This is a genomic window from Vicinamibacteria bacterium (assembly GCA_035620555.1).
Lineage (GTDB): Bacteria > Acidobacteriota > Vicinamibacteria > Marinacidobacterales > SMYC01 > DASPGQ01.
The window spans coordinates 1-26,532 of record DASPGQ010000338.1 but is presented as its reverse complement, the minus strand read 5'-3'; the positions used below and the strand labels follow the sequence as shown (position 1 = coordinate 26,532).

At 63.5% G+C, this 26,532-nt stretch carries 22 protein-coding genes and 1 pseudogene; 12 read left to right on the top strand and 11 right to left on the bottom strand.

What is annotated here, in order from left to right:
• Nucleotides 1–505: 505 nt before the first annotated feature.
• From VEK15_13815 to VEK15_13805, 3 genes and pseudogenes are all read left to right on the top strand, one after another.
• Entirely contained in the window at nt 506–1,339 is an 834-nt protein-coding gene (locus tag VEK15_13815) for a hypothetical protein (GenBank protein ID HXV61768.1), read from the top strand.
• 27 nt (nt 1,340–1,366) lie between these two features.
• On the top strand, nt 1,367–2,053 hold the full coding sequence (locus VEK15_13810; GenBank protein HXV61767.1) for a ThuA domain-containing protein: 687 nt from the start codon (nt 1,367–1,369) through the stop codon (nt 2,051–2,053).
• 194 nt (nt 2,054–2,247) lie between these two features.
• A pseudogene (locus tag VEK15_13805) lies at nt 2,248–2,664 on the top strand (BrxA/BrxB family bacilliredoxin).
• 118 nt (nt 2,665–2,782) lie between these two features.
• Here VEK15_13805 and VEK15_13800 read toward each other — a convergent pair.
• From VEK15_13800 to VEK15_13785, 4 genes are read right to left on the bottom strand one after another with little or no spacing between them, the layout of a single operon-like run.
• On the bottom strand, nt 2,783–4,141 hold the full coding sequence (locus VEK15_13800; GenBank protein ID HXV61766.1) for a sigma-54 dependent transcriptional regulator: 1,359 nt from the start codon (nt 4,139–4,141) through the stop codon (nt 2,783–2,785).
• Nucleotides 4,142–4,146: 5 nt separating this feature from the next.
• Nucleotides 4,147–5,772: an ATP-binding protein gene (locus tag VEK15_13795; protein ID HXV61765.1), complete on the bottom strand. Its 1,626-nt coding sequence runs from the start codon at nt 5,770–5,772 to the stop codon at nt 4,147–4,149.
• Nucleotides 5,773–5,779: 7 nt separating this feature from the next.
• Nucleotides 5,780–6,469: a carboxypeptidase regulatory-like domain-containing protein gene (locus tag VEK15_13790; protein ID HXV61764.1), complete on the bottom strand. Its 690-nt coding sequence runs from the start codon at nt 6,467–6,469 to the stop codon at nt 5,780–5,782.
• A 24-nt stretch (nt 6,470–6,493) separates the two neighbouring features.
• Nucleotides 6,494–7,600: a hypothetical protein gene (locus VEK15_13785; protein ID HXV61763.1), complete on the bottom strand. Its 1,107-nt coding sequence runs from the start codon at nt 7,598–7,600 to the stop codon at nt 6,494–6,496.
• A 164-nt stretch (nt 7,601–7,764) separates the two neighbouring features.
• Here VEK15_13785 and VEK15_13780 point away from each other — a divergent pair, with 164 nt between their 5' ends.
• The 9 genes from VEK15_13780 to VEK15_13740 all read left to right on the top strand — a co-directional run bounded on the left by VEK15_13780 (nt 7,765) and on the right by VEK15_13740 (nt 19,451).
• Entirely contained in the window at nt 7,765–9,324 is a 1,560-nt protein-coding gene (locus VEK15_13780; protein HXV61762.1) for a radical SAM protein, read from the top strand.
• A gap of 140 nt (nt 9,325–9,464) precedes the next feature.
• On the top strand, nt 9,465–10,709 hold the full coding sequence (locus tag VEK15_13775) for an oligosaccharide flippase family protein (protein ID HXV61761.1): 1,245 nt from the start codon (nt 9,465–9,467) through the stop codon (nt 10,707–10,709).
• The gene (locus tag VEK15_13770) at nt 10,700–12,787 is read left to right on the top strand and encodes a glycosyltransferase family 1 protein (GenBank protein ID HXV61760.1); all 2,088 of its coding nucleotides are present in this window, start codon (nt 10,700–10,702) and stop codon (nt 12,785–12,787) included. Before VEK15_13775 ends, VEK15_13770 begins: the two co-directional genes overlap by 10 nt.
• Nucleotides 12,771–13,721: a class I SAM-dependent methyltransferase gene (locus VEK15_13765; GenBank protein HXV61759.1), complete on the top strand. Its 951-nt coding sequence runs from the start codon at nt 12,771–12,773 to the stop codon at nt 13,719–13,721. The genes VEK15_13770 and VEK15_13765 overlap by 17 nt, the downstream gene beginning before the upstream one ends.
• Nucleotides 13,718–15,322 (top strand): O-antigen ligase family protein, encoded by a 1,605-nt coding sequence (locus tag VEK15_13760; protein ID HXV61758.1) that lies wholly within the window; start codon nt 13,718–13,720, stop codon nt 15,320–15,322. Before VEK15_13765 ends, VEK15_13760 begins: the two co-directional genes overlap by 4 nt.
• Nucleotides 15,319–16,326, top strand: a complete 1,008-nt coding sequence (locus VEK15_13755; protein HXV61757.1) for a glycosyltransferase family 9 protein — start codon at nt 15,319–15,321, stop codon at nt 16,324–16,326. The genes VEK15_13760 and VEK15_13755 overlap by 4 nt, the downstream gene beginning before the upstream one ends.
• The gene (locus VEK15_13750) at nt 16,323–17,594 is read left to right on the top strand and encodes a hypothetical protein (GenBank protein ID HXV61756.1); all 1,272 of its coding nucleotides are present in this window, start codon (nt 16,323–16,325) and stop codon (nt 17,592–17,594) included. Before VEK15_13755 ends, VEK15_13750 begins: the two co-directional genes overlap by 4 nt.
• A 28-nt stretch (nt 17,595–17,622) precedes the next feature.
• Nucleotides 17,623–18,846 carry a glycosyltransferase gene (locus tag VEK15_13745; protein HXV61755.1) on the top strand — a complete coding sequence of 408 codons (1,224 nt, stop codon included), beginning with the start codon at nt 17,623–17,625 and terminating at the stop codon, nt 18,844–18,846.
• Nucleotides 18,843–19,451 (top strand): hypothetical protein, encoded by a 609-nt coding sequence (locus tag VEK15_13740; GenBank protein HXV61754.1) that lies wholly within the window; start codon nt 18,843–18,845, stop codon nt 19,449–19,451. Before VEK15_13745 ends, VEK15_13740 begins: the two co-directional genes overlap by 4 nt.
• Before the next feature lie 69 nt (nt 19,452–19,520).
• Here VEK15_13740 and VEK15_13735 read toward each other — a convergent pair whose 3' ends face one another.
• The 7 genes from VEK15_13735 to VEK15_13705 all read right to left on the bottom strand — a co-directional run.
• Nucleotides 19,521–20,207, bottom strand: a complete 687-nt coding sequence (locus VEK15_13735) for a DUF2959 family protein (protein HXV61753.1) — start codon at nt 20,205–20,207, stop codon at nt 19,521–19,523.
• Between the two features lie 179 nt (nt 20,208–20,386).
• Nucleotides 20,387–22,093 carry a gamma-glutamyltransferase gene (gene ggt, locus VEK15_13730; GenBank protein HXV61752.1) on the bottom strand — a complete coding sequence of 569 codons (1,707 nt, stop codon included), beginning with the start codon at nt 22,091–22,093 and terminating at the stop codon, nt 20,387–20,389.
• A 57-nt stretch (nt 22,094–22,150) separates the two neighbouring features.
• Nucleotides 22,151–23,029 carry a Rid family detoxifying hydrolase gene (locus VEK15_13725; GenBank protein ID HXV61751.1) on the bottom strand — a complete coding sequence of 293 codons (879 nt, stop codon included), beginning with the start codon at nt 23,027–23,029 and terminating at the stop codon, nt 22,151–22,153.
• Nucleotides 23,026–23,904, bottom strand: coding sequence for a thymidylate synthase (gene thyA / locus VEK15_13720; protein HXV61750.1), 879 nt, complete (start codon nt 23,902–23,904; stop codon nt 23,026–23,028). Before thyA ends, VEK15_13725 begins: the two co-directional genes overlap by 4 nt.
• A 45-nt stretch (nt 23,905–23,949) precedes the next feature.
• Nucleotides 23,950–25,104 carry an aminotransferase class V-fold PLP-dependent enzyme gene (locus VEK15_13715; GenBank protein HXV61749.1) on the bottom strand — a complete coding sequence of 385 codons (1,155 nt, stop codon included), beginning with the start codon at nt 25,102–25,104 and terminating at the stop codon, nt 23,950–23,952.
• Nucleotides 25,101–25,892, bottom strand: a complete 792-nt coding sequence (locus tag VEK15_13710) for a creatininase family protein (GenBank protein HXV61748.1) — start codon at nt 25,890–25,892, stop codon at nt 25,101–25,103. Before VEK15_13710 ends, VEK15_13715 begins: the two co-directional genes overlap by 4 nt.
• Before the next feature lie 7 nt (nt 25,893–25,899).
• The coding region (locus tag VEK15_13705; GenBank protein ID HXV61747.1) for a hypothetical protein at nt 25,900–26,532 on the bottom strand (633 nt) is incomplete at its 5' end.

Here is a 26,532-nt window from a genome sequence, read left to right as displayed (position 1 = left end):
CGCTCATGTCGGCACAACTACTATTTCAAGCGACCGGTGGCCGGAAAGTATCTGGGTGCCTGACACTTCGATACACTTCGAGTAGCCAAAACGGATCTCGCAACGTCCAGACACCGCTTCGGTTGGAGTGCGCACGCGAGGTGGCGGCGAAATAGGACGGCGATCGGCGGTCGGTAGCACAGCGAGCATCCCAATTCTATTGTACGACCGACATGTGTCGGCTTCCCAAGGAATGGTCAAGGCGGAGGGGAACCAGAAGGCCTTACAAGGTTGCCGATCCTCTCCTGCCAACGAAATTGTTTCTTCCCGCGCCGCCGCTTCATAAAACCATGCTATACCTCTCGAGCTCTTCAGGGTCGGCCGTTTGGGAGAGTGCACTCCAACTCGTGGCAAATCTTGAGGTCGAGCTCGCCATGGGCACGGTCAGGCGCTCTGATTCGCGATGGCGTATCATCACACCTTGCGCGACGCCTCTTTTCGGCCTGGTTTCTCCAGAAGAACTCCGATGCGGTGGCTCATCCTGACTCAAATGCTCGTCGCGACCAGCTCCGGGGCGGCGGAGGGATGGGAGGTTTCGGTGCTCGGGGGTTGGACGGCGCCGACTTACGAAGCGCGATTGAGCTACGAGCCCAACATCGATCTTCCAGATTTTTCCGGCGCCACGATCCGACAAAGCGGCGTGCTCGCGCTCGACGCCCGCGGGAGCTTCGCATTCGGGGGCTCGGTCGCCTATTACTTCCAGGATTTCCTGGCGATCGAAGGTCGGATCGACACCGTCGATTTCGATATCCAAACCGAAGGGCCCGTGTTCACGGCGGATTTGGCGCTGCCCGCGCCCTTGCCGGACGCGACCGCGGTCCTCGATCTCGGTACCGGCACCGTCGACGTCGAGCGGCTGTATCCGCTGTCCCTGAACGTGAAGGCGCGAACCGGAGGGCGAGCGCGCTTCGTGGCCTCGGGCGGGGTCAGCTACCTTCCGGAGCTTCGGCTGAATGCGATTCAGAACGCCCGCTTGAGCGTCAGCGTCCTCGGGATCGAGCTGGTACAGCCTGCGACGGTCGCCGTCGAGGCCGAGGCGCTCCCCACCGAAGAACACGCCGGACGGCTCGGTTTCAACGGGGGCGCCGGCGTCGAGGTCCAGCTTTCCGACACGGTCTCTTTCGTGGCCGAGGGACGCTTCTTCCAGTTCAGGACCGCGACCTTCACCTGGAGCCGCGCGGCCGAGCCCGTCACCCGGTTGGAAGAGCTGTTATTGGAGGAGCTCGAGAACGAGCTCGAGCCGGTCACGTTCGAGCCGACCTATTTTCAGGTATCCGGAGGAATCGCGCTGCGGTTCTGAGAGCGATCGCGTATCATTGACGTCGTTGTGGGCGTTGCGTACTTGCTTGCCATCAACGTGCTCGTCTTCTCGAAGGCCGAAGGCTACCGGCACGAGGCGATCCCCGACGGCGTTCGCGCCCTCGAGGCGATCGCGGACGAACGGGGTTGGCGTCTGGATGCCACCGAAGACTCGACCGTCTTCCGGACCGAGGATCTCGCGCGCTACGACGTCATCGTATTCCTCATGACGACCGGTGACGTGCTGAACGGCGACCAACAAGCCGCCCTCCAGAAATTCGTCGGCTCGTCCAAAGGCTTCGTCGGCATCCATTCCGCATCGGATACCGAACGTGACTGGCCCTGGTATCGGGAGCTCGTAGGTGCTTACTTCCAATCGCATCCGGGGATCCAGCCAGCCGGCTACGTCGTCGAGAGACGCGACCATCCCGCGACCCGCATGCTTCCCGAGAGTTGGGTGAGGACCGACGAGCATTACACCTTCGACGGCAATCCTCGTGGGCGGGTGGAGGTCCTCGTCTCGCTGGACGAGACGAGCTATGGCGTCGAAGAGCATGCCATGGGGGACCACCCCGTCGTGTGGCACCATCGAAACCTCGGAGGCCGCGCGTTCTATACGGCGCTCGGCCACACGAGGGAGTCGTACCAGGACCCGCTGTTCCGGGCGCATATCGCTGGAGCCATCGCCTGGGCGGCCTCGTCCGATGAAGACTGACGATCGCTCGTCTTTGCGCGGGTTTCTGGAGAAGTCCCAGCCGTTCAGCCGGGACTTCCCCGAGGTCCCGAAATGGGAACGCTGCCTGTTGCGCCCAGCATGGCACAGACTGGACAACGGTGCCTAGCCTTCTCGCGGCCAATTTGATCGCGCAACGTCGCGGTGCTATTTTCGTGGGAAAGAAAGGATTCTCGATGCAACCACTCTATGACCCAGAAGCCGTTCGTCCGATGTGGGAGGAGCTCGCCCAATGCGGCGTCGAGCCGCTGACGTCGGCTCAGGACGTCGACGAGGCGATGAAGGCACCAGGAACAACCCTCGTGGTCGTGAACTCCGTCTGTGGCTGCGCCGCGGGCTCGGCGAGGCCCGGAGTCACCCGCGCGCTCCAGCACGGAATCATTCCCGACCACTTGAAAACCGTCTTCGCCGGCGTCGATCGCGATGCGACCGAGCGAGCGCGTGAATACATGGTGGGCATTGCACCCTCTTCACCCTCGGTCGCGCTCTTCAAGGACGGCGCTCTGGTTCACATGCTCGAGCGACGTCACATCGAGAGGATGAACGACGAGATGCTCGCCGCGAGCCTGACCGAGGCCTTCGAAAAGCACTGCTCGCGAAAGGGGCCTTCGGTGCCGAAGGAAGTCTACGAGAGCATCGTGTCCGAACGCCGGTGCGGATCCTCGGTGCCGCTCTACAATCCGTTCGTCGGCCGTTGAAAGCTCGGCATAGTCAGTCGAAGTCGAATTTCTTCAGGTAGTAGCTGAGGGCGCGCTGGCTGATGCCCAGGATCTCCGCCGCGCCCTTCTTCAGTCCCTTCGCCTGCTCGAGCGCGCGGCTGATTGACTCCCTCTCGGCCCATTCGATGTTCTTGTGTAGCTTCTGAGACGGCAGTCCTTCTCGCCTCGCGCCCACCGAAGGAGTCAGGGAGAGCTCCTCGAGCCCGATGACGGGCACGCGAGTCAACACGACCGCGCGCTCGATCGTGTTCTCGAGCTCACGCACGTTGCCCGGCCAATCGTAGGCGCACAGTTTCTCCAGGGCTTCGTCCGAGACCCGTTCGACATGTTTTCCCGTTCTCCGACGGTGCTTTCCCACGAAATGCGCCACGAGGGCGGGAATATCTTCGCGCCGCGAACGCAGCGGGGGAAGCTCGATGGGAATGACGCTGAGCCGGTAGTACAGGTCTTCCTGGAACTCGCCCGCCGCAATCATCTTCCTCAGGTCGCGGTTGGTGGCCGCTATGACCCTCACATCGACGCTCTCGGTACGCTCCGAGCCGAGAGGCTCGAACTCCCGCTCCTGGAGCACGCGATGGAGCTTCGCTTGGAGCGGTTGGCCGAGCATGCCGATCTCGTCGAGAAAGATGCTCCCGCCGTGAGCGAGAGTGAACTTCCCTTTCTTGTTCGTCGTGGCGCTGGTGAAAGACCCCTTGACATGGCCGAACAACTCGGATTCCAGCAGCGTCTCCGGTATCGCGGCACAGTTGACCTTGATGAGAGGCATGCCTCGCTCCGCGCTCCGATCGTGAATCGCCCGCGCGGCGAGCTCTTTCCCGGTTCCCGTCTCCCCGGTGATCAGCACGGTGCTCTTGGACTGGGCGACCTGCCCGAGCTTCTCGATGACCGCCCGGATGGCCGCGCTCGTGCCCACGATACCGTAGTTGTTGAACTCGGTTTTCTGTTCGCTCAGCAAGTAACGATGCTCGTTGCGCAGCCGGCGATGCTCGAGCGCCTTGCCGGCGACGACGAGCAGCTCGTCCACCTCGAAGGGCTTCTGCAGATAGTCGAAAGCTCCGAGGCGCATCGCCTCGATCGCACTATCGACCGTGGCGTGTGCCGTCATCATCACCATCTCCGGTCGGTCTCCGGGCACGCTCGTTTCCACCACGGTTCGTATCAGCTCCAGCCCGGAGATCTCCGGCATGCGGTTATCGACGATCATGAGGTCGAAGTCCCGTTCCGCGAGCATCGATTGCACCATGATGGGGCTCGCGGTGACGAAGACGTCGTGGCCGTCGTCGCGGAGGGCGCGAGCCAGGGTTTTCAAGATCCGCTCCTCGTCGTCGACGAGCAGAATGGTGCCTCGCAAACCGCCTACACTCCCGTCCCATCAGGAAACTTCGACCGCAGGCCGATCTCGATCTCGGTGCCGGCGCTCGGTCGGCTCCGGGCAACGACGCTGCCGCCGAGAGACTCGACGATGTTCTTCGTGATGGCCAGGCCGAGGCCTGTCCCGCTGCGTTTGGCGGTGAAATAGGGCTCGAAGATCTTGGGAAGGTCCTCGGGTGGGATACCCACTCCCCGGTCACGTACGAAGATCGAGATCGCGTCGCTTCGCTCGATCCGGGTCTCGAGCTCCACGTCGGCGTCGTGGTTACCGCTTCGCGGGGGCGCGGCGACCACCGCTTCCCTGGCGTTGGCGAGGATGTTGACCAGCGCGGTGCGAAGGCGCTCCCCGTCGGTCACCACCAAGGGGAGACGATCGTCGAGACGGAGCTCGTATCTGAGGGAGTCGGCACCGATGAAGGCGGCCTCGGCGGCGCTGGTGCAGATGGCATTCAAATCGGCCGGTTGCAGGTCGAGCTTGATCGGCCGCGCGAAATCGAGCACGTCGCCCACCATTCGATTCAACCGAGTGACTTCGTGGTCGATGTCGAACGCGGCTTCCTCCACTTCTTCGCTCGAGGGTTTTTCGCGACGTAGGCTGCGAAGCGAGGCCTTGATGATCATCAAAGGATTGCGGATCTCGTGCGCCAGTACCGTCGACATCCTTCCGAGCGCGGAAAGTCTTTCCTTCGAAGCCGCCTCACGCTGGAACTGAGCGATGGCATCGGTCAGACGATTGAACGCCGATGCCAGGAGCGTGGCATCCTCGTCCACGAGGACTCCCCTGAGCTCGATCTTCCGTGTCAGATCACCCGTCGAAGTCATCTCTCTCATCGCTTCCGAGATCACCCCCAGCGGCCGGGTAACGGTTCGGGCAACGGCATAGCTCAAGATGACGGCGAGGAGGATGCCGAAGAGCGCGGAGACGACGAGCCCCTGGCGAAACGTGGTCAGAAACGACAGTCGCTCGCTGCGCGAGCGCATGACGAAGGCCTCGAGGCCTCCCTCGCCGATAGCCACCTCCCTCACGGCGTAATCATCGTCATGAAGGGGCCGAGCATCCATCGGCAGCGTGGCGGCTACGATTCGTCTGTCGGCAACGAGCGCGATCTCACTCTGGGTGATGGCTTGCATCTCCCGCACCAGCGCGTCGTCCAGGTAGAAACCAACGCTCAGGGTGCCCAGCTCCTCCATGGGCTCCGGGCCGACGGCGATGGGGAGGGTCGCCAGCTCGATGGCCTCCATGGCACCTCGGCGGCCGAGGGTTACCAGCACTTCACCTTCGTCGTCACGGATCTCGACGATGTCCAGTCCGACGCGATCTTTGTAATCGCGGGCGATGGGCTCGACCGTCGGGCCGTCCCCGGTCGCGACGGCGGCTTTGAGTCTCGGCAGGTCGGCCAGGAGCCAGGCCATCTGATGGAGGGTCTCGGTGCGCGAGCGGTAATGTTCTGCCAGAAGCTCCGCGGCCCGCGTCAGATCTCTTTCGAGCTCCGCCTCGGCCTCCGCCCGGACACGCACGGTAACCAGATGCGTCCCGAGCGCGATGGACAGGACGGCCACGAATGCCGAGGCCAGAAAGACGCGGTTCTTGAGAGACGATATGGCTTTCACGCGCGCTTCACTCGACTACGAAATCCACCTCGGTCGTCTCTCCCCCATTCACCCTTACGCTCCGGCGCACCCGATCCTCCCCGTCGGTCCAGACCACGACATCATAAGTCCCCGGGGCCACGCCGTCGATGCGGTAGGAACCATCGGGCTCGGTCGCATCGAAGTAACGATGCGTGAAGACGAGCACGAATGCACTCATATGCGAGTGAATCTCGCAGAACACGCGAACGACGCCGGGCTCGTCGAAACGCACCGACTTGGTCTCGCCCTTCGGGTAGCGGCCCAAATCGAAGCGCTTCGCCTTGGAAAGGGAAAAGACATTGTGAAAGAAAGGATCGCTGTTGGGAAAATCCACCGACGTTCCCGCGGTGATCGGCAAAACGTAGGGAACGAAAGTCTCTTGCCTCTGGTCGAGGGTCGCGCGCCGCCTCGCGCTCGCTTCGAAAGCGCCCTGTTGAGCTACCGCGATGTAGACGACGCTCTGCCTTCTATCGGGGCGCCCCCTATCGGTGGTGGTCAAAGAGCTCGACCCCCGGATCGAGGGACGCTCGCGCGGCGGGCCCAATGGAAGCTTGACGTCCACACGCCCGACGATGGCTCCGGTCGTAGGGTCGGCCGGTCCCGCGCCCCCTACTCCTACGAGGACCGAGGCGAGGGCGAGCCCAACGATTCGAGCCGAGGGAAGAGACGCAAACACGACTCGCCTCAGTTCCGCCATCCGTCAGAACCAGAAGAGGACTTGGGCCGCGGGAATCGTGTCCGACCTTACCCGCCCGCCGTCCCTGCGGTTGTGCTGAATCGAGAACTTGCCGAGCACATGGCGGTGGAAGTTGTAGCCCACACCGATCTCGAACCGGCTCACCGGCGCGTCCCACGTCGCAACGATTTGCGAGAAGCCGATGTGATCGGCTCGACCGGCCACATAGAAACCTGGACCGAGCTTGTATCGACCTTCGAGCATCCACGCGAGCGCGTCGAGCGGTCCCACGTCGAGCGTAGGGGCGTCCCAGCGGCTCCAGATCAGCTCCGAACGGAGGATCCAGTAACCCTGCGAGAACTCCGCGTCCATTCCCCACGCCGTTTGGAAGCCCTCGGCACCGACCTCGTCGCTCACGTAGGCGCCTCGCGCTCCCGAGACCCCGACGATCCACGCCGGACCGGGACGCCATCCCAGGCGACCGGCGAGCTGCTTTCCCGAGTTGTCGTCCCGGACCAGAGGATTCGTCACCGTGCCTTGAGTCACCGCCAGCGCGCCCTCGAGCCGTTGGTTGGCCGCGCGCACCGAGGCACCCGTATCCCATTTCAAAGGGTTGAATATGGGAAGACCCGAGCTCAACGATCGCTCGCCGATCGAATAGTAGACCATGGCCCCCCTGCCTCTTTGCGACAAGAGCTCCGATACCGACGCCGGCGCGGCGTCGGCTCGCATCACCGTGGGGTATTGATAGGCGAGGGGGTAACCGATGAGAGGATTGTCCTGTTCGTAGCGTCGCCGCGCAAACGCACCGAAGACCGGAGGAATCCGTCCAACCTCGATGTCTACCGAACGCTCGGGCCACGGCTTCAGGCGAACGTAGAGCGCGTAGGGTAAGGGCACATCGAGATTGTCGGTTCGAATCTCGGTCAGGAAGGCGAAATGATCGTTCGCGTGGAGCTCGGCGGCGAAGTTGACGCGAAAGATTCTCAGGCCGCTGCGGTCGTACTGCACGAAATTGAAATAGCCTTCGTCGCGGGCGGAGTAATTGACGATCAGCTCTCCACCGTACCGGATTCGCTCGGAAGCAGACGCAGACACCGCTAGGGCGAGACAGAGCGCGGTCCTCATCATCGGCCGCGCCGAGTATAGCTCAGGGACTTTTTCCAATAGAGTACTCAATGCCGTGGCGGGACCTTTAATCGCGGTTTCGACGAAGCCTTGGCGAAGTCGAACGCTCCGCTCGCACAGGGTGGGCTGAGTTGGTCATCACCCTGCTTGAGCTACCATAAGGTCGAATGAAAGTTCTCTTCTCGCCCGCCTACCAGCTCGAGCTGGATCCCAAACAGGCGTCGAACCTCGAGCCCTATCCACCTCTCGGAACGCTGTACGCTGCGGCGAGGCTCAGGCAGGGCGGGCACGACGTGCGCCTCTCGGACTCGATGCTGGTCTCGGGCCATGCCGAGTTCGAGGCCCACCTCGAAAGCTTCCGTCCGGATCTCGTCGCCATTTACGAGGACGACTTCAATTATCTGTCCAAGATGTGTCTCACCAACATGCGTGAAGCCGCGCGCACGAAAGCCAGGCTCGCCAGAGCCAGGGGAGCACTCGTCGTGGTGCACGGCTCGGACGCCACCGATCACCTGGAGTCCTATCTGGAGACGCCGATGGATTTCGCCATCCTTGGAGAAGGCGAGCAAACACTCTTCGAGCTCGCCGAGGCGCTATCGTCGGGCAACGGTGATGAAGCGAAACGAGTGGCCGGGCTCGCGTTTGTCGATCCCGATGGACGCGTCGTGAAGACATCGGCGCGCGGATTCCTGCGTAATCTCGACGAGCTCCCGTTCCCCGCCTGGGACCTCGTGGACATCGCGCGCTACCGCCGGGCCTGGAGGGCCCGACATACGCGCTTTTCCATCAACATGGTCACCACCCGCGGCTGCCCCTATCGCTGCAACTGGTGTGCGAAGCCAATCTACGGACAACGTTACAACGTCCGGTCCCCGGCGGCGGTCGCCGAGGAGCTTTCGTGGCTCAAGGGGACCATCGAGCCCGATCACGTTTGGTTCGCGGACGACATATTCGGTTTGAAGCCGGGTTGGGTCGAGGCATTCTCCGAGGAAGTGGAGGCCCGAGGCTGCGCGACCCCCTACAAGGTCCAGGCGAGGGTCGACCTGATCGACGACGGTGTGGCGCGAGCTCTAAGACGTTCCGGCTGCGAAAGCGTATGGGTCGGAGCCGAGAGCGGATCGCAGCGAATCCTGGATGCGATGGACAAGGGGACGACGGTCGAGCAGATTGTCGACGCCACGCGTCTGCTGAGAGCCGAAGGCATGGCCGTGGGCTTCTTCCTGCAGTTCGGCTATCCCGGCGAGGTTTGGAGTGATATCGCCCGCACCCGGTCTCTCGTGCGGGACGCGGCGCCGGACGAGATTGGCATATCGGTCAGCTACCCGCTGCCGGGAACGCCTTTCTACGAGCGGGTTCGAGCGGAGCTTGCCGTCAAGTCGAACTGGGCTCACAGTGACGACCTCGATCTGATGTTCGTTGGAACCTACCCGCCGGAGTTCTACCGGGCTCTCTATCGCCTCGTTCACAGCGAGTTCCGCTTGCGGCGCGAGCTCCGGAGGCTGCCCCATCCCCTTCGACTGGCGCGTTGCCTCGCCAATCTCGCGCGATGGACCGCAGCTCGCATCGCGCTCTCGAGGTGGTCCCGCAAGGGAAACCCGGAAGTGCGCTCTCGAAGGCCGACGGTCGAAGGTGGACACGAAGTGCCGCCTCGTCGGCCGCCTCCGTCAAGACTACGGCGGTCCCGCCGAAGCTCTAGCGAAGGCGGGTTCGAGGCAGAGTCGCGTTAGCTCTCGCGACTTTCCTCATTACGTAATCCGCTTACGAGCGCGGTAACGCGCGGAACGCTTGCGACGCGGAACCAACCCACGCTTCGCGCTTCTCGGTCCAAGGCACGCGATTTGCTTCGTCTCTTCTCGTGGATTTCCGCGTGAGCGAGCTAACACGAAAGGCGCTCGCTGCAGGCTCGACCAAGCTGGCCTGGGACGTTCTGGGACGTCTGTTCGGTTTCCTTCTCTCGATTCTGCTCGCCCGCAGTCTGGGCGCGTCCGGCTTCGGAAGCTACGCCGTGTACTGGTACGGGGCGTTCATGATCGCCCAGTTGACCGACCTCGGCCTTCATCTCGTCAGCCTGCGAGCGATGTCGAGCTCCCCCTCAACCAAGGTCCTCGCGAGTGCCGTTGCCGCGAAGCTCATGCTGACAGGGATCGTGGCCGCGGGATCGTTCGTCTATTCCCCCTCGAGGCTCCTGCTCCTCCTTCTCGCGGCGCAATTGCTCGGCTCCTGGGTGGAGCTGTTCGGAGTCGCTCTGAGAAGCCGCGGCCTGGTGGGACGGGAAGGGGCTTTGCTCGCTCTACTTCGCGGGGGCTGGATCCTGGCGGCGGCGTGGACGATCACCCGAGGTGAATCCGTCGAGAATCTGGCGCTCGGACTCGCGACCGCGAGCCTCGTCGTTCTTCTGCTCGCTCTTGCCGCCGCCGCGGCGACGATCCGGGAGTGGGGCCGCGCGTCAACGGCCGGCGCGGCAACGCTGCTGCGAGAAGCCGTGCCGCTCGCAACGACCGGTGTGATCACTCTCGTTTACCTGCGGGCCGACCTCTTCATCGTTTCCGCCCTGCGGGGCAGTTACGAAGCGGGTGTCTTCCAGGCTGCCTTTCGGCTGTTCGAGGCGACGTTCGTGGTGTCCGGCGGGCTTGCCGCGGGGACGTTTCCGCTGCTCGCCTCGCGATTCGGCCGGAGCGACTTCGCCTCGCTCGCGCGTCTGCTTCTCGCGTGGTCCCTTGCACTCGCCTTACCAATTGTCGTGGCCTTCACGTTGTTCGCGGAGACTCTCACCGTTGCCTTCTATGGCGAGGGGTTCCGAGAGGCGGCGAACCCTCTCGTCTACCTCGGCATCACGCTTCTCGCGGTGTTCGTCAACGCCTCGACGACGCACGTCCTCATCGCGGCGCATCGAATGAGGCGACTCGTCGCCGCCATCGCCGTGCGTCTCGCTGTGGGAGTGGCGTTCGATGTGATGTTGGTTCCCTCGTACGGCGCCACGGGAGCGGCGATCGCGGTGCTCATCGCCGAGCTCAGCTTGACCATCGTCAGTTCGAGCCTGATGGCGGACCTCGTTCTCTTCCCGGCAAAGCCAAACACCCTCGAGACACAGGAGCTCTCGTCGTGCTCCTAGCATTCGACGCCACGACCATTCGGGGCAACAAGACCGGCGTGGGCTATTACACCGAGCGCCTCCTGGAACGGCTGACGCAGGTGGGAGGCGAAGCCAATCCAGTCGACGAGGTTCTTGTCCTCTCGAACCGAGAGCTCGATCTCCCGGAGTTTCCGAGAACGCGAAACGTACTCGAGGGTCGCTTTCCCGTCCGCGCCGTCTGGATGCAGGCCGTGCTCCCTTTCGTGCTCGAACGTCTTCGCCCCGATCTCTGTCATTTCACGAATTTTCTCGGACCCTACTTCACCGACGTTCCTTACGTGGTGACCGTGCACGATATGACGCTCGAGCTCATGCCACGCCACCACACCTGGCGCAAGCGCCTCCTGACCAAGGCGCTATCGCCCGAGATCGCCCGGCGCGCCCGTCATGTCATCACCCCCTCGGAGTCGGCGCGAGAGGACGTGGCACAACTGTTCGGCATCGATCGCGCGCGAATCAGAGCCATCCCCCACGCACCCCATCCGGAGTTTCGCCCATCGCGAAGCGAGGCGACTGCGGCGTCGCTCGCGGAGCGCTACGGTGTCGAGCGTCCCTACCTTCTCTACGTCGGCACTCTCGAGCCGCGGAAGAACCTCGTTCGCACGATCCGTGCTTTCGCCAGAATCGCCACACGGTTCCCGGATCATCGGTTCTACCTCGCAGGGGATCTGGGCTGGCATTCGTCGGAGCTCATCGCCACCATCGAGGCTCTCGGCCTGGAGAGCCGGGTCAAGAGGCTCGGCTACGCCAGCGAAAGCGACCTTCCCGCGCTCTACTCCCACGCGGAGCTGTTCGTCTACCCGTCGCTCTACGAAGGTTTCGGATTTCCCGTCGTCGAGGCCATGGCCTGTGGCACTCCCGTCGTCACCTCCAATACCTCGTCTCTCGCGGAGGTTGCCGGGGGCGCCGCGCTTCGGGTGAATCCGTTCGACGAAGTCGAGCTTGCGGAGGGGATCGACTCGGGACTCTCGGACGCGAGTCTGCGCGAGCGGCTCGCGCGAACCGGCCTGGCACGGGCGCGCTCGTTCAGCTGGGAGCGCACCGTGAGCGAAACGCTCGAGGTATACCAGGAGGCGCTCGGGCGGGCGACCGTTCGAGCGCGGCCTCGCCTGGTGTCGGGCTCACGCACGGCGCGGGCCATCCTCGACACGATCACCTACGGGGCGGAGTTCGACTTTCCCATGAGGCTCGACGAGATCCATCGCGCCTTGATCGAAGTTCCGGCCTCGAAAATGGAAGTGGCCCGACTCCTGGTGGAAGACCCGCTTCTCCAGGAACGGATCGACCGCGTGCCACCGTACTACTTCCTCGCAGGTCAGAGGAGCAGCATCGCGACTCGGCGCAACGCGCGCCTCCGGACCCGAGCCCTTCTGGAGAGCAAGCGTCACGCGATCGGACTGGTTCGCCGAGCTCCGTTCGTCCGAATGGTCGCCTTGTCCGGGGCCAGCGCGCACGACAACGCCAAGGACGGGGACATCGATCTGTTTCTGGTGACGGCTCGGGGGCGCGCCTGGACCGTGGCCCTCTACCTCTTCGCGGTGATGAAGGTTCTCGGGCTGAGAAGAACGCTGTGCCTGAACTACTTCGTAGCGGAAGATCGGCTCGAGCTCGCCGAGCGAGATCCCTTCACCGCGAGTCAGATCGTGGGGATGAAGCCGCTCTTCGGACGAGACCAGTACATCCGTTTGGTCCGGGCCAACGCGTGGGGCGCACGGTTCTTCCCCAACTTCTGGCAAGGATATCCCCGTCTTCAGGACGAATGCGCGAGAGACGAGACTGTCGGCTCGTTCTTCTGGGAATGCGCCCTGGCTCCTTTCGGAGCGCTCATCGAGCAGGTTTCCTGGCGGGTTCTCGGCTGGCACCTCGGCCGACGGGTTAGACAATCGGACCGTCCGGACGCGGTCAAGCTCGAGCCCGGTCTCATCAAGCTCCACTTCAACGACCACAGTCGATCGTTGGGGGAGAGGATCGCCGCGATTCGAAGGGCCCGGATCGCGCCCGCCGCCGAGACACCGGCGGAATCGGTGCCCGAGGTCGATCATGCTCGCTCGGTGTGAAGCGACCGAAGACTTTTTCAAGCTTCGATGTCCCGAATGCGGGGCCTCGGCCTTCGCAGCCGGCTACGACGTTCTTTGCCCCACCGAGGGACGGCGGATCGAGGGTGCGGACGGGGTGCTTCCTTTGCTTCGCTCCGATCGCCAGTACGAGCTTCGACCGTTTCTCGAGGCCTACCGTACCGTGCGACACGAGGAAGGATGGGGCGGCCCGCCTGATTATTACCTCGGCCTTCCTCTGCACGATACGACCGGTCGCCACCGAGCCATCTGGAAGCTGCGGGCTCGCAGCTACCGCATCCTCTGTGCAGAGATCGAGGCGCGCTTCGGCAATGCTTCGCTCCGCGTCCTCGATCTCGGTGCGGGCAACGGATGGCTCTCGTATCGTCTCGCCCGGATGGGGCACTTCGTGCTCGCCACCGACATTTCTCTCGACCCCGAGGACGGCCTCGGCGCACTGCCCCGCTACGCCGAGGATCGGCGAGAGCTACGAGGCCTTCTGACGAAAGCTCGCGCCGAGTTCGAAGAGCTTCCTCTGGAAGACGCTCAGTTCGATATCGTGGTTCACGTCGGCTCGCTTCACTACGCCCGTTGCCTGGAACGCGCGGTTCATGAGGCTCGCCGCGTAGTTCGCCCCGGCGGGCTGTTCCTCGTGGCCGATTCGCCGACCTACGAGGAGGAGGCCGCGGGCCGCAGGATGGTCGAGCGACGACGAACCGAGCACATCGCACGATACGGCATCGACGGCATCGACCATACGACCGGGTTTCTCGTCCTCGGCTCGTTTCGGTCTCTGCTGAGACTCGCCGGGTTTCGTGTCGAGGTCCGGGCTCCCTTCGAAGGTGGCCACCGCGTCGCCCGACGCCTGTACTGCCGGGTCAAAGGGCTGCCGCCTCCGGCCCGCTTCCCCGTCTTCGTCGCGGAGCGAACACCGTGAGCGCCATCGTTCCGCTCGCCGTGCTGGCGCTCGCGCTGCCCTTCGAGCCCATGAAGCCCCTCGGAGTTATCTGGGGATTCGAGCTGAGCTTGCTCGAGCTCACCGCCGGGGGACTCCTGCTTTGCTCCGGGCTCGCGCTCACGCGTGAAGGTCGCGGGGCCGTACCTCTTGGACCGGCCGCCGTTTTTTTCCTCGCCGCTTGCCTCGTCTCGACGATTTGGGCCGATGAGCCACGGCTCCTTCCCTTCAAGGCAAGCCTGCGCGTCCTCGCGGGTATCGTCGTTTTCTTCACGACTTCGCTTGCCCTCGCGGTTCGCCAGCGATTCAGGATCCTCTTCGGGGCCCTCGCCATCGCCGGCTTGCTCGCCGCGACGATCGGACTCATCGAGCGCGCAAACTGGCCGGACCCTCTTCCCGGGCTGCGCGCTTTTCGCGAGCAGGTGTTCGAGGTCGGGGGCTCGCCGCGCATCACCGGGACCTTCTCCTATCCGAACCTTCTCGGAGGCTTCCTCGTCGCGACGATTCCCTTCGCTCTCTATTTTTTCCGCTCGAGACCGCGATCGTCATTCTTTGCTGCGGTCGTCATGTATTTGGGCGTGCTTCTGACGCACTCTCGGGGTGCCCTCCTGGGCGCGCTCACAGGAACGTTTCTCTTCTGGGCCTTAACACGGACGACACCGTTCTTCGCTCGACTGCACGGGGCTTTTTGCGTCGTCACCGTCGTCGCGTTCCTCTCCGATCCCACGTTCCGTTGGCGAATCTCGAGCGAGGGCGACCGAAGCTGGTACCAGGCACGGATCGAGCCCATGGAGAAGTCCCTGGCTCTCGCACCCGCCGAGCTCACCCAGACGAACGTCAAGGCCATCAACGCCGGCAAGCTCACGTGGGCGGGAGGCGGATCCAAACCCATTCACCTGTCCTACCGCTGGTTCCGGAAAAGCGGCGAGGTCATCGAGCCCGTCGCGATCGAAGGCGAACGGACTTCGCTCGGACGCGAGGTCGCGCCGGGGGAGTCGATCCTGCTCGCCTCGACGGTTCGAGCGCCGAGAAATCCAGGAAACTACCTTCTCGTCTGGGACATGGTGCACGAGCACACGACCTGGTTCTCGGACAAGGTGGGCCTCGGATCCCCGGTGACGGTCACGGTGGGCGACGTCGAGAAGGCGGATTCGCAGAAGGCTCCGCAGACGGCGCGGACGGTCTGGCGCCCCGGACGTCTCGAGCTCTGGACGAGCGCCTTTCATCTGTTTGCTTCCCGCCCCCTGCTCGGCGTCGGCCCGGACAACTTTCGCTGGCTCTACGGCCCCGCGGCCGGTCACGACGAATGGGACACGAGGACTTTCTCGAACAGCCTCTATCTCGAGCTCCTCGCCACGACGGGAATACTCGGCACGGCCGCGTTTGCGATTCTCATGGGCTCCGCCCTGGGCGGCCTTTTGGCGAGGCCACTGCCGATCTTGAACGCGGCCATCCTTTGCTCGCTCGCCGGCGTGCTGGTCCACGGCCTTTTGGACTACCTCTTCGAGGCGACGCCGCTCTATCTCACTTTTTGGATGACGCTGGGCGCAGCATCCGCGGCGATCCGGAGACCGTCTTCGTGAACCGCTCGAACGGTTCGCGATCCTGCCGCATTCTCGCGATCCGCCTTCATGCCCTGGGAGACGTCGTGATCACGCTTCCCTATCTCAACGACGTGAAACGGCGTAACCCTGATTTCGAGATCGATCTGCTCACGCGCCGTGAGTTTGCCTCCATTCCCCGTTCCCTAGAGCTGTTCTCTCGGATTCACGCCGTAACCGGAGGGCGCCAGTTCAAGCTGCAATGTCTCTTCACCAGCGTGCTTCTTCCCCGGCTCATATCGAGGGACTACGACGTCGTGGTCGATCTGCAGAACAACGAGATCTCCCGCGCGGTGACCCGCTTCCTGCGCCCGCATCGCACCTCGCGGTTCGATACCACGGCTCCTCGGCCCGCGGGAGAAAGGACGCGAGAAGCTCTCGACGCGGCGGGACTGGGTCCGGCAGGCCTCGACGCCGATCTCGTTCTCCGCAAGCACGAAGGGGCACGAGACCTCCTCGCGGAAGCCGGCTTCCGAAAAGAGCACCGACTGATCGTTCTCAACCCCGCTGGCGCCTTTCCGTCGAGAAACTGGCCGGTTGCAAGCTACGCCCGCTTTGCCCGCGCGTGGCAGAAGATCGACGACCGACCCACGAGCTTTCTCGTCCTTGGGCTTCCCTCGATGAAGCGGAAAGCCGAGGCCCTGCGCGCCGAGCTCGATGGTCGGCTTCTCGATCTCGTCGGCCTCACGACTCCCTCCGAGGCGTTCGCGATCGTCCGCAAAGCCGATCTCGTCTTATCCGAGGACTCCGGGCTCATGCACATGGCATGGAGCTCCGGCGTTCCCACCATCGCGCTTTTCGGCTCGAGCCGGGGCGATTGGTCACGGCCCCTCGGCGCGCGATCGATTTGCCTCGACTCGGGCGATCTCGAGTGCGGTTATTGCATGGAAGAGCTGTGTCGGTTCGGCGACGTGCGCTGCTTGACCCGCTACGAGCCCGCCCGCGTGGCCGAGCTGGGAATGAAGCTCGTGATGGAGAGCCGATGATGGCGACGGTATACGCGATGTTGAATCGCATCTGGGGGAGCCTCTCGGGCCTCGTGACTCTCGCGATCGTCGGCGTCGTCTTCTCACCCGAAGAGCAAGGCTTCTACTACACGTTCCTGTCTCTTCTCACGTTTCAGACTCTCGTGGATCTCGGGTTCGGTGGCGTCGTGCAACAGTTGGCGAGTCACGAATGGGCGCAACCCCAGTCCCACTCGCGCCTCGCTTCGCTCGTGCGCATCGCGCTGCGATGGTACCTCGCAACTGGCGCGGTCGTGGGAGTTGGACTGGGGCTTTCGGGAAGTATCTACTTCCGGACATTTGCACCCGACACCGCAATCGCCTGGGAAGGGATCTGGTGGCTCTCGTGCGTGCTCACTGGGGCAAGGTTCGTCACCACGCCGCTCTTCTCCGTCCTCGAGGGAGTGAACCGCGTCGACGAGGTCTATGCCGTTCGCCTCGCTCAGGCGGTCTCGGATCGTGTCGCCGCGATCATCGCGATCCTGGCAGGGAGCGGCCTCGCCGCCATCCCCATTGCACGGGCCGTGTCTCTCGGCACGGGGCTCGCCGGGCTGGGGCGCCAAGGCATCGGCTTCATTCGCGACCATCTCGGAATCGTGTCGGCCTCGATCTCCTGGAGGCGAGAGGTTTGGCCCCTGCAGTGGCGTTTCGCCGTGAGCTCTGCCGGGGGTTACGTGCTGTTCTCCCTCTTCACCCCGGTCTTGTTCGCATCCCACGGCCCCGAGGTAGCGGGCCGCATGGGGATGACCCTTGGCGTCGCGGGCGCGCTGATGTCCACGGCGTTCTCATTTGTCGTCACCCGAGTCCCGCGGCTCGCCGTCCTCGCCGCTCGGCAAGAGTACGAAGCCATGGACGCGGAGTTTCGCCGCGCCGCAACGCGTTCGATAGCCTTCTCGACGCTGGGCGCCGTTTCGTTCTGTGGCGTGATCTGGTCGCTCTCCCCGGTCGCGGAGAGGTTTCTTCCTCTCCGCGAGAGCGCCATCCTGCTGGCCGCGAGCGTTCTGCAACAGCTTCGGCTGGCGATGGGGAGCTATCTGCGCGCTCACAAAAAGGAGCCTTTCACGCCGCTGTACCTCGCGGAGGGGCTGCTCGCCGTGGGCGTGCTCGCTCCTCTCGGAGCGCATTTCGGATCGATGGGTATGGTGCTGGCGTTTCTCGCCATTACCGTCGTCACTTTGCTTCCCGCCATCTGGATCTTCGGCCACTGCCGCTCGCTGTGGCACGGGACCCGCCTCGCGGAGGCATTGTGACCGTCCTCTATCTCGAAGGTCTCAAGAAATGAACCTGGGTATCGTGCTCCCGGGATTCGCCGCCAGCGATGAAGACTGGTGCATTCCCGCAATCACGAACCTCGTACGCTCACTCTCCGAGCGGCACGACGTGCGCGTCGTGGCGCTCCGCTATCCTCATCGCCGTGAGCCGTATCGAGCCCACGGCGCCCGAGTCTTCCCCGTGGCCGGAGCTCAATCGAAGGGTCTCTCCCGAGCTCTGCTCCTTTCACGCGCCGGTCGAATCATCCTTTCCCAGCACCTGCGCCGATCCTTCGATGTGATACATGCGTTCTGGGCCGACGAGCCCGGCTACCTCGCCATCCAGGCGGCGCGATGGCTGCGACGGCCCGCAATCGTCACGATTGCCGGCGGTGAGCTCGTCGCGATGCCGGACATCGATTACGGGGGGCGAACGAGTATTTTGAACCGCTATTTCGTTTCCCGAGCTCTTGCGCGCGCGGCGTGCGTCACCGCCGGATCGATCGCCGCAGCCCTCCTCGGCGAACGATACGGTGGCGTGACCTTTCTCCCGCTTGGCGTCGACCTCGAGCGGTTCACTCCAGGCCCGCCCACGCCCGAACTTCTCTCGGGCTCTCCCAAGCTCCTTCACGTCGCCTCGCTCACTCCGGTGAAGGACCAGGCCACGCTTCTCCGAGCGTTCGCCCGAACGAGTCAGTCCTTGCCGCGAGCCATGCTCCACATCGTCGGCGATGGGCCGTCGAAGGAGGGACTGAAGCGACTCGCATCCGAGCTGGGTGTGGCGAAGAGAGTTTCTTTTCATGGGTCGGTGGCACACGACGCGCTCCCCGATTTCTACCGCTCTTCGGATCTGCTCGTCATGAGCTCGTTGTACGAGACGCAGGGTCTCGTGGTCCTCGAGGCCGCCGCTTGCCGACGGACGACCGCGGGTACACGGGTGGGCGCCATCGCCGACTTGAATCCCGCGACCCTGCCCGTCGAGCCGAGGGACGACGCCGCCCTGGCCTCTGCCATCCTCGACGCGCTCCGTAATCCCGAAGCCCTACAAGAAAGGGGACTGATGGCGGAACGGCGGGTGCGCGCGAGATATTCTCTGGGAACGACCGTGTCGGCTCTCGAGGCACTCTACGAAGAGCTCGCGACGCGGTATCGGCGTGGAGGAATCTCGTCGACGGCGAAACCGCACGCCACCATCCGGGAGGGGTACGGTAGGATGGGACGCACGCCGCGAGTCAGTCAGGAGCCACCATGAGCCAGGAAGAAAGGAATCAGCAAACCCTCGAGATCGTGATCGGGGAGAGAGTGTTCACACGTTTGAAGACCCAGGTGCTGGCGATCTACCTGGTTTCTTTCGTTCTCGCCGCCGCCCTCGGCTCGGCGCTGACCTGGCAGTACCATTCGCTCGCAGCGCTGTCCAGCTCGCGCATCGCGGAGTACAGGTTGCTCGTGGCGGAAAAGCTCGAGGAGCTCCATCGGCTCGATATGCAAGAAGTGTCCAAGAGGACCCGCCCCGCCCTGACCTGCGAGACCGCGCTCGACGAGCGAGACGCTTTCCGTCTACTCGAGGCCGAGCTCGGGCGGGCGCCCCATGCGTCCGAGCACCAGCAACTCCTCGACACCGCGGCTGATTTCGGAGTCTGCGATATCGGCGAGGTGAGGCACATTCTCGAGGATGCCGTCAACGTGGCGCGAGTCGATACGGTGTACCGACTCCTCCTGGGACGGCCCGCCGACCCGATCGGACGGTTTATCTACGGCTACTGGCTCGCGAGTGGCGTCGACGTGGGCGCGGTAGGTCGCGACATCATGACGTCGACGGAGTTCCAGAGGCTGAAGAAGCTGGCCACGGATTCCTAGCGGAAGGAATCGTTCTCGTCGAGCGCGACTCCGACTCCGAGCCGGAGCGCGCTCGCTCGAGAAACGTCGTCAGGACGTGGTGGTCCTGGCCGAGCGCAGCGAGTCGATGTACTCGCCCGCCTTCTTCATGCCGTCGTCGATCTTCTTGAACAGGGTTGTTCCCCGTTCGTTCAATTTCTCCGCGTCCGGCTTGAGGCTCGCGATCCCGCTCGGATTCAGATCGTGGCCGAGGTAGGTCCACTGGTCCTTGAGGCTCGTGATGAAAGGCTCGTATTCTCCGCGAGCCTGCTCGACCGCGTTCAACACACCGTCGAAATGCTTTCGCGTCTCGACCATCCGCTCCTCGCTGCGCTTGCGCAGATTCTCGCTCGTGATCTGCTCGATGCTCTGGCTCCAGCTCGCGAAGTAGGCTTCGGCCTCGACTTTCATCTCGTCCACCTTCTTGCGAACTTCTTCCCGCTGCTTTTCGCTTCGCTCGATCCCCTTTTCGATCCCCTTGTAGGAGTCACGAATTTCCTTGGAATCGGTCTTCTCGAAGAGCGCATTGTAGGAACCCAGGGTCTTCTCGATCTCCCCTCGGGCGGTTACGGCTTCCTTGATCACATCTTCGGCCTTCTTGATGAGGCTGTCGGTCATCTTGAGGCCTTCGGGGTCGGAGCCGAAAATCTGAGCTCCGACGCCTTGCGGTAGAGACACCACCGCGACGAGAGCCAACACCGGCCAGAGAATGCCAGTCTTCCTTACGAAATCCTTCATTGGTTTCCTGCCTTTCATGGCGCGCATCAATCCTCGCGCAACCAGCTCCGAACGCGATTTTCACGCGCCCTCGTCCCATTACGAGTTTTCTCGAAGACGCACACCTTATCTCAAGCCGGTCATCCGGTCAAATGGTTCGAGCTATCAGACCGGACGCGATGATCGCGGACGACTGCCTTTCAGTAGATGGCTGCCCCGCCATCGGCAGCTCTTCGATCGAGCCCGCCTTCGAGCATCCCGTCCTCGCGATTTACGACTATCACCTGAGCTACTCCTTGGGAATCGTTTTCGCGAAGCTCGTGTCCGAGCCAGTTCAGGATGCGAAGCGTGTCGGGGGAGAAGCCGTATCGCTCATAGTTGAGACGGTCGGGCAGCCATTGGTGGTGAATGCGACCAGCGTCGACCGCCTCCTGGGCGTTCATGTCGTGATCCACCACGTTGAGGATCGTCTGGAGCACGGTATTGATGATGGTCCTGCCACCGGGGCTTCCGGTCACCATGAAGAGCTCGCCGTCCTTGGCAACGATCGTTGGGGTCATGCTCGAGAGCATCCGTTTTCCCGGAGCGGCGAGGTTGGGCTCGGTGCCGATGAGCCCGTTCGCATCGGTGAGACCCGGGCCGGCGTTGAAATCACCCATCTCGTTGTTGAGAAGAAACCCGGCTCCCGCGACGACGATGCCGGACCCGTAACCGTACTCGAGAGTATAAGTGACGGCCACGGCGTTTCGCTCGGCATCGACGATGGAAAAGTGGGTCGTCTCCGGGCTTTCCGAAGACCAAACGAAGCTCTCGGGCGACGACGACGATGCCTGGTCGAGTCGAATCGTCTGGCGTAGCTCGGCGGCGTAGTCTTTCGACGTCAGTCGCTCGACGGGGATGGAACGGTTGAAATCGGGGTCGCCTAGATATCGCGCCCGATCGGAGTAAGCCCGCCGCATCGCTTCCGCCATCCGATGGAGGTTTCGAGCCGCGCCGAATCCTTCACCTCTCAAGTCATAGCCTTCCAGGATGTTCAACATCTCCACGAGAACGATGCCTCCCGAGCTCGGCGGCGGCATGGAGATGATCTGGTAGCCGCGGTACGTACCGCGAACCGGCTCCCGCCGCTTGGCCTGGTAAGACTTCAAATCCTCTCTGGTTATGAGACCCCCGTTTGCCATCATGTCCTTCTCGATGAGCTCGGCGGTCTTGCCCTCGTAGAATCCCGCGGATCCATTTTCCGAGATCCGGATCAGCGTCTCGGAGAGATCGGCCTGCTTCAATGTATCCCCGAGCTCGTACGGACGGCCGTTCTTCGAGAACTGGGCGACGGAAGCGGGGTACTGGCGCATGCGCTCGAGCGCACGCTCCAGGGATCGCGCCAGCGCATCGGTAACGGGGAACCCGTCGCGAGCGAGACGGATGGAAGGCTCGAGGAGCCGTTCCCATGGAAGGCTCCCCCGCTCCTTCCACGCGAGGTGCAAGCCCGCCACCGTCCCCGGGACCCCGACCGAGAGATAGCTCAGATGGTGCTGCTCGTAACTGTACTCACCGCGCTCGTCGAGCCACATGGTGGGACTCGCTTTCGCCGGAGCCACTTCCCGGAAATCGTAGGCTTCGGGCTCACCCACGGCCGGACGATAGACGAGAAAGCCTCCCCCTCCGATGTTGCCCGCGGTCGGATGAGTGACCGCGAGCGCGAAGGCCGTCGCCACGGCGGCGTCGATCGCGTTGCCACCCGCCTTCAGCACGTCGATTCCGACCTGCGACGCGAGATGATTCTGTGAAATCACCATGCCGTGACGCGCTCGCTCGGGGGCATTTCCTGCCAGAAGGAACTGGGTGAAGAACGTGAGTGTGAAAATGGTGGCGGAAACGGCCGTGAGACTTCGGGTCAACCTGCTCATGAAATGCATCTCCCGTCGAAGATTCTAGCCTACGCCGGGCTCATCCGGCGTCCGCCGTCACGCTCCCGTCGAACGATAGGCGATTACGTCGATCTCGACGAGAAGTCCCAACGGAAGGGCGGCGGCTTGAATGGTCGTGCGAGCGGGACGATTGCCCGCCATCATTCTTTCATAGACCGCGTTCATCCTCGAGAACTCGGTGATGTCGGCGAGAAACACGCCGCAGCGGACGACGTTTTGGAGGCTCGAGCCCGCCGCCTTCAAGATCGCCTCGATGTTCTCGAAGACCTGCTCCGTCTGCGCTTCGACTCCGTCGCCGAGCTTTCCCGTCACCGGATCGACGCCTCCCTGGCCCGATACGAACACGAGGTCGCCCAACCTCACCGCCGGTGAATAGGGTCCCACAGGTTTCGGAAGCTCGGGCGCGGAAACGAATTCGTGTCTTCTCGACTCGGTCACCTTGTCTCTCCTTTTCTTCCTATAGATGCGGTGCTTCAGCCGCGGATCGTTGGGGTCGCTCTCGATCGGACCGGCTTCCCACACGGCCGGGTCGATGTCGGGGAAATAGACGGCGTCCTTCGCCTCGATGCGGTCGGGGACCAGCGCCAGGTCGATGACGTCGGCGTAACACATCGCCTCATCGTAGATGCGAGCGCCGCCGATGAACCACACGTCGCCCTCGCAGGCGTCGACGGCTTCGGCCAAGGTGGGAAAGCACTCCACGCCCTCGATGTCCCGCGAGGTGATCACGACGTTGCGCCGCCCGGCGAGAGGTTTCCGAGGGAGGGACTCCCAGGTCAGGCGGCCCATCACGACGGTTGTGCCCATCGTCAGGCGCTTGAATCGCCTGAGGTCGGCCGAGTAGTGCCACGGAATGCGGCCCCCAACGCCGATGATACCTTCAGGAGATACGGCGGCGATGATGCCCCGCGTCAAACCGCCACCTTGAAAGGGATCGCCGGATGGGGCTCGTAGCCTAGGAGCTCGAAAGCGGAGAGCACCGTTTCCGTATCTTCGGAGAGCAACGCCTCGATGTCATCGAGCGAACGAAGATCCGGTGAGATTCGCAGGCGCGGCAGAGTCCTTGGCGCGCGGGTGAGCTGTTCCCGGAGCCCAGGCACGTGGTCGTATTCCGACATGGATCCATCCGGCTTCGCCGTGTAGATGTGCGCATCGATGAGAGTGTGCCCGAATAGGCCCGGGCGCAGGCCCACGAAGTGCGAGAAGAGCTCCAGGAGCAGGCTGTAACCGGCGATGTTGTAGGGAATGCCGAGCGCGACGTCGCAGCTTCGCTGGGTCAAATGAAGATTCAAACGGGGTGTCCCTCCGGAATCGTTCTGGACGTTCAGCACGAACAGGCAATGACAGGGCGGGAGGGCGCTCGTCTGCGCGTTGCCGGGGGCCCAGGCACTCACGACGAGACGACGCGACATCGGGTGGCGTTTCAGCTCTTTCAGCACCCAGGCGATCTGGTCGTTGAAAGTCGCTTCTCCATTCTCGTGGACGGGGAAGTGTCGCCAGAGATTTCCGTAGGCGCTTGGAACGCGATCCGACTCGTCCACCCAGGGATCCCAGAACTTGCAGCCGTGCCGACGCAGCAGCCCGATGTCGGGGACACCCGAGAGGAACCAGAGGTTCTCGATGACGATGTTCTTCCAGGAAATAGCCTTCGTGGTGAGAAGGGGAAAGCCGCCCGCCAGATCGACCTCGTAGTTGATGTTGAAGGTGGAGATCGTGTCGACCCCGGTGCGGTTCTCCTTTCGTGTTCCCGTCTCGAGGACCTCTCGGACGGTGTCGAGGTAGACCTTCATCGGGATGGCGTATGATAGGCGCGGCCATCAGGCGGGGGCAAATCGCTAGAAAGAAGCTTCGAGTGCCCCGATGAAGCGGTCGACGTCGCGGCCGTCGTTGTAGACGTGAGGCGTCACGCGGATGGACGAGCCCCGGACGCTCACGAAGACCTTCTGCTCCGCGAGTCTGGGGAGAAAATCCGCCGGCGGCTTCCCTTTCGTCTGAAGCGCGAGATAATGCGGCGCTCGTTTGTCCCGCGGCAACGCCGAAAGACCGAGAGCCATCGACCTTTCGGCGATCTCGTCGGTGAGCGCACCGATTGTTTCCGCGAGGTTCCGGACCCCCCAGCTCAAAATGCGGCGCAACCCCGCTTCGGCGGCCGGTACAAGGGCAAAGTTCGAACGCTCGCCCACGTCGAAACGACGCGCGCCTGGCTGAAAGTCGTCTCGGTAGTCGACGAGTCGAGCGAAATTCTCCGCGTTTGCCCGGTGGATCCAATTGTGCTCGAGGGAAGTTCCCTCCCGCTGCCATCGCTCGGAGACATAGAGCAAGCCGAGCGAGTACGGCCCCATGAGCCACTTGTAGGTTGCCGCGGTGAGGAAGTCGGGCGCGATTCGCGAAACGTCGATGGGGTACGCGCCGGCAGACTGGGTGACGTCGAGCGACAGCGCCACACCCTGCGCGCGGCAGGCGTCCGAGATCGCCACGAGGTCGAGTAGCCCGCCGTCGGTCCAGTGACATTGCGGAAGCGCGGCAATCGCAACGTCTCCATCCAGAGCACCGAGCACCGCGCGCGTCCAGTCACCGTCCGCAGGTCGAGCGATCGTGTGAACCCTGGCACCCACCTCGCGGGCTCGCTCACGCCAGGGATATATGTTGGAGGGGAACTGGTCTTCCACGACCAGCACGGAATGTCCCGCCGAGAGCGGCAGGCTCCTCGCCGCGGTCGAGACCCCATAGCTCGCCGCGGGGATGATCGCGACGTCGTCAGCACGCGCGTTGACGAGCTCGGCAAAGGCGCTCCGAAGGGCGTCCGATCCGGTGAAGAAGTCCTCCGCCGAAATCGTCCACGGCCGGGCCTTGCGCTCGAGCCCCTCGATACCGGCGTCTCGCACTTCGCGCATCAACGGAGACATATAGGCGCAGTTCAAGTAAGTCACGTCGTCGGGTATTTCGAAGAGGTGACGCTGGCAGGGAATCTTCATCGCATCGTCGCTCAACGGGCGGCCATGAGCTCCTTCAGCTGCCTCAGAGTCGCTTCGACTTTCAGCTCGATACCTTTCTCGCCGTACTCGGCCGAGGCTCTCGTCGGATCTCCTCTCACCCCGCTTCCTTCGTATCCACCTCCGGGTGCACGCTGGTCCAGTCGGATGTGCTGCGGGGCGACGGCCAGAAGCTGCGACGTGTCCGAGATTCCCGCATGCGTGCCGATCGCCTCCTCGGACTCACCCTGGGAGACGAGCCACTCGCGAAAGCCGTTTCCGGAGTAGTAGTCGGACGCGAAATGAACCCGAGTCTTGCCGCCTCTCCATTCCTCGTTCAACGCCTGCGCGACCTCCGCCATCCCCTCCTGGTTCCCTCCGCTGTCGCCGATGAAGACGATGTCGGTGAAGCCGTGGGCCATCAGGCTTCGCGCCGCATACTCGCATATCTTCTTGAAGTACTCGTTGGGAAGCGTGATGGAGCCGGCAAAGCGCATGTGCCCAGTGGGCGGGTCGATTCCCCCTTCGGGGACATAGGTGATGATGGGAGCGACCAGAGCGTTTCCCAGGCGACGGGCGATCCTCTCCGCGGCGGAGCGGATGATGAATTTGTGCTTGCCGAGCACCATGTGAGGTCCGTTCTGCTCGGTGCCGGCCGAACCGACGATGACCGTCGTCGTTCCGTTTGCGATTCGGTCCCGGACCTCGGTCCAGGTCAGCTCGTCTAGAAAGACCGTGTCGGGACCCTGCCCCGATGCCACCGCGGTGGCCCCGAGCCACGCCGTTGCCATCAAAGAAAGTCTCATCGATTCCTCATTTCTGGTTTCGCCCATCGAGCACGATACGCGCGAGGTGAACGCGCGATGGGCCGCCCCGCTCGTAGGACTCGGTCCAGGCGATGTAGAGCTCACCCTGGAAATTTACGACGCGCGGAAAGCCGCTGGCGCGCCCCGAGGAGGTGCGGGCGACGGGGACGTGACCGCCCGAAAGCCCGGCCGGGGTGACAGGTTGAAAACGCACCTCACCCGTCCCCCCCTCGACGTGCTCGACCCAGAAGACGACGGCGCCGTCGTCGACCAGCTCGATGTCGACCCGACCCAGGGGCGAGCTTGCCGCCAGGCGCACCGGTGCCGAGAAGCTCTCCCCGAAGTCGCTCGAAAAAACCACCTGGACCCGTGGCTCGTCCTCGGCCGCGGAGAACCAGGCGATCGCGAGCCGCCGTCCGCTCGCGGTGACCTGCGGTCCATTCACGGGGCAACCGTCGATCTTCCATCCATCGGGGTTGAGCGCCTTCGGTTCGGTCCACCTTGAATCGACGCGGCGCACGTAGGCGATATCCCGGATCTCCTCGGCCGACCGGTCGCGGTAGGCGACGAACCACCCCTCGTCGGTGACCGCCATCGCCGTCTGACAGCACTCGCAAACCCGATCGTCGAGCAGCTGCTC